Raw genomic sequence first — 8,157 nt, 5'->3', positions numbered from 1 at the left:
TGATTCAGACCTGATTTCCTGTTTGTAACAAGTGCACACAGCGATATCAGAAAATTTAAGCGGCGGGCGGGCGTTGAGTTTTGTCTCTTTATCGTTTATACTGATTTGTAAAGGGCCAGATCCTTTCCACCCGTTTTTCAGGGTTACCGGAATGGCGAGTGGGGCGGCACCAGAGAAATGGTTCGGGATTTGCCCGGAAACAAAGATGCCTTTTGCCCGACCGTAAAAGGAGAATCGCGAATGTCAAACAGACTTTTTCAAGGCGTTATCCAGCAAATGAAGGAAACGCTCGACCGCGTGGTAGGTGTCATCGATGAAAACGGGACCGTTATCGCGTGCAGTGAGCTTGGTCGTATCGGCGAAGTCCATGAGAATGTCATGACGGAACTGGTCGGCGCTCCACTTTTACTGCGCGGCGGATGGACATATAAACCGTTTGGTTCACGGCCCCGTCCCGATTATGCGATTTTTGTCGAGGGCAGCGATCCTGTCGCCGCCAAATATGCAGGTATTCTGGCGGTGGCGCTGACAAGCATCAAGCAATATTATGACGAGCGGTATGACCGCGGCAATTTTATCAAAAACGTAATCCTCGACAACATCCTGCCCGGTGACATTTATTTAAAGGCGCGGGAACTGCACCTCAGTTCCGAAGTGTTGCGGGTTGTTTTGCTCATCCTTGTGGACGAGAAAAACGATGTGTCGGTGTATGACGTGGTACAGAACCTTTTCCCTGATCGGCAAAAGGATTTTATCGTCAATATCAGCGAAAATGAGATCGCACTCGTCAAAGAAGTGCGGCAGGGCATTGAAACCAGCGATCTGGACAAACTTGCGCATTCGGTAGTCGACACGCTCAGCAGTGAGTTTTACACCCATGCCTCCGTGGGTATCGGCACCATCGTGACAGGCGTCAAGGACTTGGCCCGTTCGTTCAAAGAGGCACAGGTCGCATTGGAAGTGGGCAAGGTGTTCGATATCGAAAAGAACATCATCAGTTATGACAATCTTGGGATTGCCCGCCTGATCTATCAGCTGCCCACCACGCTCTGCGAAATGTTTTTAAGCGAAGTTTTCAAAAAGGGCTCAATTGATTCGCTCGATCAAGAGACGCTTTTCACCATCCAGCGCTTTTTTGAAAACAACTTGAATGTATCCGAAACATCACGCAAGCTGTTTGTCCACCGTAACACACTGGTCTATCGCCTGGAGAAAATCAAAAAATTAACAGGTCTTGACCTGCGTGAATTTGATCACGCGATTATTTTTAAGGTCGCCCTAATGGTCAAAAAGTATCTGGTCACGAATCCGGACAGGTTTTGACCGCGCCCAGCGCCGAGTCTTCCTCGTTTAAAGGTAAGGAGCGGGCGCGGTTTCGTATGCAAAGGCGGTGTAACTGTGATCGAGTTCATAGATACGGTAAAAGTCTATGACAATGGAACCAAGGCCCTGCGTGGCATCAATCTGACAATCAACGATGGAGAATTTGTCTTTGTGCGGGGTGCGTCCGGCGCAGGCAAAAGCACACTCATCAAGATGCTGATGCACGAGGAAGTGCCCACGACCGGCGATGTAAATATCAACGGTTTCAGCGTGGCAAATATGAAACGGCGGGACGTGCCGTTCCTGCGCCGCACCATGGGTGTAGTGTTTCAGGATTTCCGTCTGATCCCCAACATGTGCGTATATGAAAACGTCGCGTTTGCGATGCGGGTCATCGGCGCCAAACAACAGGAAATCCGGCGTCGTGTACCATATATTCTCAGTCTGGTGGGCCTATCTAAAAAAGCACACAATCAGCCGGCCGAACTCTCAGGCGGCGAGCAGCAGCGTGTCTCTCTGGCGCGTGCACTGGTCAATAATCCCACATTTTTGATTGCTGATGAGCCGACCGGTAACGTGGACCCCGACATGTCGGTGGAAATCATGGAGCTGTTTGACGAGATCAACCGCCGCGGCACGACCATCATCATGGTAACGCATGACGCCACCCTGGTGGAGCGCTATGATTATCACCGCGTTATCACAATTGAGGCCGGACAGGTCATCCAGGATATTCCGGGGAGCAGCGTATAATGGAAAAGATACGGTATTTTATCCGTGAAGGATTGAAAAACATCTGGGTCAACCGCATGATGTCCATCGCATCCATCTGCATCTTGACCGTCTGCCTGCTGCTGCTGGGCACTTCCGTCCTCATTTCCATCAATGTGCGTAATCTGATGCACAGTGTGGAGCAGCAGAACCAGATCGGCGTTTTCTTAAAAGACGGTATCGATCAGCCTACAATCGACAAAATCGGCACCGACTTGAAAGCAATGCCTAACGTTTTGAAAGTGGAATTTATTTCCAAAGACCAAGCGCTGCAAAATGAAAAGAAACAGCTTGGCAAAGACCAGGATTTGCTCAACGGCGTGAATCAGGACAACTTTTTTCCCAACTCCTACCGGGTCACGCTCAAAAGCATGCAGAGTTATAATCTGGTGGTAAAAAAAATCCACGCGTTGGCAAACATTGAAAGCGTGAATGAGCATTCGGGAGTGGCGGAAAAACTCAACAGCATTAGCAATACGGTGAGCTGGGCTGGCTTCTGGCTGTTTATCCTGCTGGCGGCAGTCTCGCTGTTCATCATTGTATACACCATTAAACTGGCTGTTTATGTGCGGCGGCGCGAAGTAAACATCATGAAGTTTGTCGGTGCGACTGACTGGTTTATTCGCTGGCCATTTTTTGTTGAGGGCCTGCTCATCGGCGTGTTTTCCGGCATTGTCGGTTCTATCTTCCAGTGGTATCTGTATGGGGCACTGGTCAAGCGGTTGTTCAGTGCGCTGCACATCATCCACCCGCTTGCGTACAGATCTGTGGGCATCCCTCTCTCGCTCGGTTTCATTGCCTCAGGTATTGTGCTTGGCATTGTGGGCAGTCTTATTTCAGTACATAAATACCTGCGGGTTTAAATCTGTCATTTTCAGTCAAACGGAATACTTCTGGGCGCATCCAGAATTTACATGTCCCCTTAAGTATCCGGCATCCGCTTGACAGGGCAGAACAGGGTGCATATAATAAGCTATGACGCGCGTCACTAAAAGCGCGCAGAGCGGATGGTTTGTAGGCGGCTTCGGGCTTTTTGCTCGGAGGCCGCTTTTCAACCATCTGCTCCATCTGATAAATTATCGGCAGTGAATGCAAGTTTCAAGGCACCCCTTTCCCGACCGTCCGTGCGGATGGCTGGAAACCGCCGATACACAGGCGGGCGGGATGTCTTTCAATAAAAAATGGGCGCACAACGTCGCCGGGGAGTGTACCAGTATGGCAAAACAGTATGTATTGACAGATGCGGGTCTGAAAAAACTGGAACAGGAGTTGGAGCAGCTCAAAACCGAAAAACGCAAAGAGATCGCGGAAAAAATCAAAGTTGCGCTTTCTTTCGGCGACCTCTCGGAAAACAGTGAATATGACGAAGCTAAAAACGAACAGGCTATGGTAGAATCGCGCATTGCCACCATTGAAGCCATGCTCAAAAACGTCAAGCTCATCGACGACGACCAACTGGACACAGAGGCGGTCAATCTGGGCGCGCGTGTACAGTTGTACGACGTAGAATTTGATGAGAATGTAGAATACCAGATCGTGGGTTCCACCGAGGCTGACCCGGATCAGAACATGATTTCCGACGAGTCTCCTGTGGGCCATGCGTTACTTGGGCACAAAGTGGGCGAGGAAATTGAGGCGGAAACCCCGGGCGGCATCGTGAAATTCAAAATATTAAACATCACCAAATAAACAACAGCGCTGTTTTAAACAGAAAAGGCGTATGGCGCGGTGTGGAGGAGAATGCAAATGGCGGACGTGAGCGACACACAGAATGCGGAGCAGGAGGAATCTGATTTATCGGAGATCCTGCGCATTCGGCGTGAGAAATTGACCGAGTTACAGCAGGCGGGGCAGAATCCTTTCGTGGTAACCACCTATGACAGGGATATCTTAAACCACGAGATCACCGAACGTTTTGATGAGTTGGAAGGCAAAGATGTATCCATTGCCGGACGGCTGATGTCCCGGCGCGACATGGGCAAGGCAAACTTTATCGACGTCCATGACGCCTCCGGGCGTATGCAGGTCTACGTGCGCATCAACGATGTGGGCGAGGATTCTTTTGCGGCATTTAAAAAATGGGACATTGGAGATATCATCGGCGTCAAAGGCAGAGTGTTCCGCACACGGCGCGGAGAGATTTCCCTCCACGCCACCGCTGTCCAGCTGCTCTCCAAATCGCTGTTGCCTTTACCGGAAAAATTCCACGGGCTGAAAGATACCGAGCTGCGTTACCGCCAACGGTATGTGGATCTCATCGTGAACCCGGAAGTCAAAGAAACATTTGTGCGGCGCAGCCGCATTATCGCGTTCATCCGCTCTTTTTTGGAGCAGCAGGGCTACATTGAGGTGGAAACACCCATCCTCAACGTCATCCCCGGCGGTGCGGCGGCGCGGCCTTTCGTCACCCACCACAACGCGCTGGATATGGATCTTTACCTCCGTATCGCGCCGGAGTTGTATTTAAAACGCCTGATTGTAGGCGGTATGGAAAAGGTGTTTGAAATCGGGCGCCTGTTCCGCAACGAGGGCATTGATGTCAAGCACAATCCGGAATTCACCAGCATTGAGCTTTATGAGGCATACACCGATTATAACGGCATGATGCGCTTGACCGAGCAGTTGGTTTCCGGCGCGGCACAGGCAGTGCTTGGCACCATGAAAATCACCTGCAGCGGTGAGGAAATCGACCTTACGCCCCCGTGGCGCCGCTTGACCATGGTGGAAGCGGTCAAGACCTATACCGGCATTGATTTTGACGTGCTGCGTGGGGATGATACGGCGGCGGTGGCCGCGGCCAAGGGACTGGGCGTGGAAATCGGGAAGGGCAAGTCCTGGGGCGACGCGCTGTACCAAACCTTCGACGAAAAAGTCGAGGAGCAGCTGGTGCAGCCAACGTTCATTCTGGATTACCCCATTGAGGTTTCGCCGCTGACCAAGCGCAAACCCGATCGCCCCGAGTTGACCGAACGGTTTGAGTTCTTTATTCTGCGCCGGGAAATGGGCAACGCCTATTCGGAGCTCAACGACCCCATCGACCAGAAAGAACGTTTTCTGCGGCAAGTGGAACTGCGCGACGCGGGCGATTTGGAAGCGGGCATGATGGATGAGGACTTCATCACGGCTCTTTCCTACGGAATGCCGCCAACAGGCGGTCTCGGCATCGGCATCGACCGGCTGGTCATGCTGCTGACGGATTCACCCTCCATCCGTGATGTACTACTGTTCCCCACCATGAAACCCAAGGAATGATTGGAATCCGGTTGTTTAAATGTAACGCCGCTCTGTGTAATAAACGCAAAACGGACGTGTAATAAAAGGCGGTGCTATACCATATGAGAAGTGATTTGATCAAAAAAGGCCCGACAAGAGCCTCCCACCGCGCCCTGTTGAAAGCATTGGGATTGACTGACCGTGAAATCAAGCGGCCGTTTGTGGCAGTGGTTTGCTCGGCCAGCGACTACATTGCCGGACATATGCATCTGCAATCCGTTGCGGATGCGGTGAAAGCGGGAATCCGTGCGGGCGGCGGAGTGCCGTTCGAGTTTAACACCATCGGTGTATGCGACGGCATCGCGATGAACCACAAGGGTATGAAGTATTCCCTGTGTTCACGCGAATTGATTGCAGATTCCATCGAAGTGATGCTGACCGCCCATCCGCTGGACGCGGTGGTTTTCATTCCCAACTGCGATAAAATTGTGCCTGGTATGATGCTGGCGGCAATCCGATTGAATCTGCCTTCCATCTTTATCAGCGGTGGCCCCATGTATGCGGGCCATCACAACGGGCAGCGCATCGGCTTCAATGATATCTGCGAAGCAGTCGGCGCACACGCGGCAGGGAAAATGAGCGAAACTGAGTTGGGCGAAATTGAAGACGAAGTTTGCCCGGGCTGCGGTTCCTGCTCCGGCATGTATACTGCAAACTCCATGAACTGCCTGACCGAAGCAATCGGCATGTCGTTGCCGGGTACCGGCACCATCCCAGCGGTGAAATCGGCGCGCATCCGTTTGGCCAAAGAGGCCGGTGAGCGCGTGATGGAACTGCTGGAGGAAAACGTCCGCCCGTTGGATATTATCACAAAGGATGCGGTAGACAACGCCATCCATACCGATATGGCGCTGGGCTGCTCTACCAACACGGTGCTACACCTCACGGCGATCGCCAACGAAGCCGGTGTCAACATCGATATGGCACGGTTTGACGAGTTGGGCAAAAACACACCGCAAATCTGCAAACTCAGCCCGGCCACCCGCGATTTTTACATTGAGGATTTAGATGAAGCTGGCGGGATCGCCGCTGTGATGAGAGAACTATCCCTTGCGGGGTTGATTCATATGAATGCGCCCACCGTGCAAGGCACAGTGGGCGAGCGCATCGCCAAAGCACCGGCAGCGGACGGCAACTGTATCCGCAAGCTTGACAATCCCTACCGCAAAGATGGCGGCATCGCTGTGCTGCGCGGCAATCTGGCCCCCGAAGGTTCGGTGGTGAAACAGGGCGCGGTGCTGCCATCCATGATGGTACACGAAGGCCCTGCACGGGTGTTTGAGAGCGAAGAAGAAGCCTGCGAAGCCATTCTGAATGGAAAAATTCAATCTGGCGACGTGGTGGTCATCCGCTATGAAGGACCGAAGGGCGGCCCCGGTATGCGCGAGATGCTGGCACCAACCTCCGCTCTGGCCGGATATGGACTGGATAACAGTGTTGCGCTCATCACCGATGGCCGTTTCTCCGGCGCGTCCAAAGGTGCTGCGGTGGGGCATGTATCCCCCGAGGCGGCTGCCGGCGGCTTGATGGCCTATGTGCAGGAAGGCGACCGTATTCTGCTGGACATCCCTAACCGGAAATTGGAACTTCTGGTGTCCGCTGAAGAAATTGAAAAGCGGAAGCAGGCAGGGTTCCAAGTGCCAGATCGGCAGTTGACCGGCTATCTCAAGCGCTATGCCGCGATGGTGACCTCCGGCGCACGCGGCGCGGTTTTTGAAAAATAAGCGCCATACGCTATCTTTTAATATGGCGGTATACGGCAGGGACTGCATCTAAAGATGCAGTCCCTGCTTTTTATAATTTTTTCTAAAAAGCTGTTTTATGGTGCTTTATTTACGAAATATTTCAAGTTTATTGAAAAGTACTGTTGACATTGCATTAATAACATGCTATTATATAGACAGCAAAAGAACCAGCACATTCCTCACCACAAACTTCAGCAGAGGGGGCGATTCCAATGGGCTCATTAGATTCAGAGGACTCGCAGCAGGTAACCGGATAAGCCGGAGTCCAGATGTTGTTTGGTTGGCAGCGCGTAATGGCTGCAAAACGGAACATTTATGTTCCAAACATTGGAAAAAAGACTTATCTTGTTCCTGCGATTCATCGGTATGGAAAGACTATGCGGTCGTCCAGCGGGGTATCGGCGTTGTTGGGAAAATTAAATATAGTACGTTTCTTTGGTCAACTGACGGTTTGGCGGATTTTAACAGGCGATTTTTCCAGTCGGAGCAGTGGACAGTGGGTAACCTCTCGTCAGAGTTTGGGTTAACTGTGAATTGGCAGTACAGATGCCTCCAGCAACCAGCACGTATGTTCAGACTCCCGGCAGGGAAAAGCTACGGATTCGCAACGTCTTTGGTGTTCATGGACTCGTAACTGTTTCGGTTCCTGCAATCAGCAGGCACGGAGGGAACAAATAATTGTCCAAATGGTCATCGGAATCTTCGAATAATCAAATAGCTTCGTTTCGTTGGTCTACCAGCGCTTGGCGAGTTTTAACAGGCAACGTTTCCGGTCGGTACAGCGAACAGTGAGAGAAACCTTCTTATGGGTTGGGTTCAACTGAGAAATGGCAGTACAGGTGTCATCAGTAACCACTACGTTTGTTCGGACTTCCCGGCAGTGAAAAGGCTATTGATTCGCAACGTCCTTGGCATCACGAAAACGAGACTATTACGGCAGAAGGGTTGGCGCCGGTTTTTGGGGGGCCCCCTCAATTGGTTGGGCGGTGGTTTGGGTGAAAACCCCCCCCCGCGTTAGGAAACAGTTGAGGGGGGGGCGGTTTTT

6 protein-coding genes are annotated in these 8,157 nt (G+C 51.9%); all 6 read left to right on the top strand.

Features of this window, described 5'->3' with window-relative positions; all coding sequences use genetic code 11:
- Positions 1-240 precede the first annotated feature (240 nt).
- The 6 genes from ABF463_RS05900 (at position 241) to ilvD (ending at position 7,091) form a co-directional block, all read left to right on the top strand.
- Positions 241-1,323, top strand: a complete 1,083-nt coding sequence (locus ABF463_RS05900; RefSeq protein ID WP_415532639.1) for a helix-turn-helix domain-containing protein — start codon at positions 241-243, stop codon at positions 1,321-1,323.
- 75 nt (positions 1,324-1,398) lie between these two features.
- Entirely contained in the window at positions 1,399-2,076 is a 678-nt protein-coding gene (gene ftsE / locus ABF463_RS05895; RefSeq protein ID WP_415532638.1) for a cell division ATP-binding protein FtsE, read from the top strand.
- Positions 2,076-2,957: a permease-like cell division protein FtsX gene (gene ftsX, locus ABF463_RS05890; protein WP_415532637.1), complete on the top strand. Its 882-nt coding sequence runs from the start codon at positions 2,076-2,078 to the stop codon at positions 2,955-2,957. Before ftsE ends, ftsX begins: the two co-directional genes overlap by 1 nt.
- Before the next feature lie 352 nt (positions 2,958-3,309).
- A complete protein-coding gene (gene greA / locus ABF463_RS05885) occupies positions 3,310-3,783 on the top strand; it encodes a transcription elongation factor GreA (protein WP_415532641.1) in 474 nt (157 codons plus the stop codon).
- A 57-nt stretch (positions 3,784-3,840) separates the two neighbouring features.
- Positions 3,841-5,346 carry a lysine--tRNA ligase gene (gene lysS, locus ABF463_RS05880; RefSeq protein ID WP_415532636.1) on the top strand — a complete coding sequence of 502 codons (1,506 nt, stop codon included), beginning with the start codon at positions 3,841-3,843 and terminating at the stop codon, positions 5,344-5,346.
- 83 nt (positions 5,347-5,429) lie between these two features.
- The gene (gene ilvD, locus ABF463_RS05875) at positions 5,430-7,091 is read left to right on the top strand and encodes a dihydroxy-acid dehydratase (RefSeq protein WP_415532635.1); all 1,662 of its coding nucleotides are present in this window, start codon (positions 5,430-5,432) and stop codon (positions 7,089-7,091) included.
- Positions 7,092-8,157: the final 1,066 nt, after the last annotated feature.

Origin of the sequence: Ethanoligenens sp., assembly GCF_047718355.1 — a bacterium.
Classification (GTDB): domain Bacteria; phylum Bacillota; class Clostridia; order Oscillospirales; family Ethanoligenentaceae; genus Ethanoligenens.
This window is presented reverse-complemented; position numbering and strand designations above follow the sequence as displayed.

Excerpts from the sequence above, each read along its gene's own strand:
- ABF463_RS05900 (WP_415532639.1), top strand. The coding sequence starts at position 241 with ATGTCAAACAGACTTTTTCAAGGCGTTATCCAGCAAATGAAGGAAACG.
- ftsX (WP_415532637.1), top strand. The coding sequence starts at position 2,076 with ATGGAAAAGATACGGTATTTTATCCGTGAAGGATTGAAAAACATCTGG.
- lysS (WP_415532636.1), top strand. The coding sequence starts at position 3,841 with ATGGCGGACGTGAGCGACACACAGAATGCGGAGCAGGAGGAATCTGAT.
- ilvD (WP_415532635.1), top strand. The coding sequence starts at position 5,430 with ATGAGAAGTGATTTGATCAAAAAAGGCCCGACAAGAGCCTCCCACCGC.
- greA (WP_415532641.1), top strand. The coding sequence starts at position 3,310 with ATGGCAAAACAGTATGTATTGACAGATGCGGGTCTGAAAAAACTGGAA.